Here is an 810-nt window from a genome sequence, read left to right on the forward strand (position 1 = left end):
CCACTTTCTGTACTTTCCATTCCTGCAATGACTTTAAGAAACGTTGATTTCCCTGTACCATTGACACCAACGATACCGATTTTGTCTTGATCTTCCATCCCAAATGAAGCATTTTCAAATAATACTTTTTCGCCGTAACTTTTGGAGATTGACTCCACTGTCATAATATTCATTGTGACTCACCTTCTTGGGACTGATCCCGGTCTATTTGATCCTGAGTATTCAGCGAATGATGACAACCTTCTAGAAATAGACGTGCAACAAAGTCTGTCCGTTCATGAAGTTGTTCCATCGGAAACTCAGGGTTGAATAAAATATCCATACGTATCCGGTCTAACATACCAATATACGATTCTGCACACCATACGGGTTGAGCGACTCCACCTTCTGTGAGTACTTTCTCTACCGCTTGCATATATCGCAACATAAACTGCTTCATATACGCCATAAGTTCAGGGTCGTTATTGGGTGTCCGGAAAAATAACTTGGTGCGATGCTTACGTTCAAAATAATACATCGAATGATGCTTGGCAATCACAAGCAATCGTTCTGCCATCGTACTACAATTTTGCAAATTAGTATCTAAACCGTCAAGAAAATGTTCACAGTCTCGACGAGTAACAGCCATAAATAGTTCTTCTTTGCTTTTAAAATATAAATAAACCGTTCCTTTGGCTATTCCTGCCTGGTGTGCGATATCTGAAATCTTGGTCTCATAAAACCCATTGGAACCAAAAAGATCGTAAGCAGCATCCAAAATTAATTCTAACTTTTCACCTGTGGTGCTGCTCATTAGCGCACTCTCCTATA

General features: G+C 39.9%; 2 protein-coding genes. Both read right to left on the bottom strand.

Annotated elements, in window-relative coordinates:
* A partial coding sequence (locus tag DN394_RS28760; RefSeq protein ID WP_149294471.1) for an ATP-binding cassette domain-containing protein occupies positions 1 to 173 on the bottom strand: 173 nt, incomplete at its 3' end.
* Complete coding sequence (locus tag DN394_RS28765) at positions 170 to 793, bottom strand: TetR/AcrR family transcriptional regulator (protein WP_069327058.1); 624 nt, start codon at positions 791 to 793, stop codon at positions 170 to 172. The genes DN394_RS28760 and DN394_RS28765, both read right to left, overlap by 4 nt.
* Positions 794 to 810 lie beyond the last annotated feature (17 nt).

Source organism: Bacillus sp. BB081, assembly GCF_008368895.1.
GTDB classification, from domain to species: domain Bacteria; phylum Bacillota; class Bacilli; order Bacillales; family Bacillaceae_G; genus Bacillus_A; species Bacillus_A wiedmannii.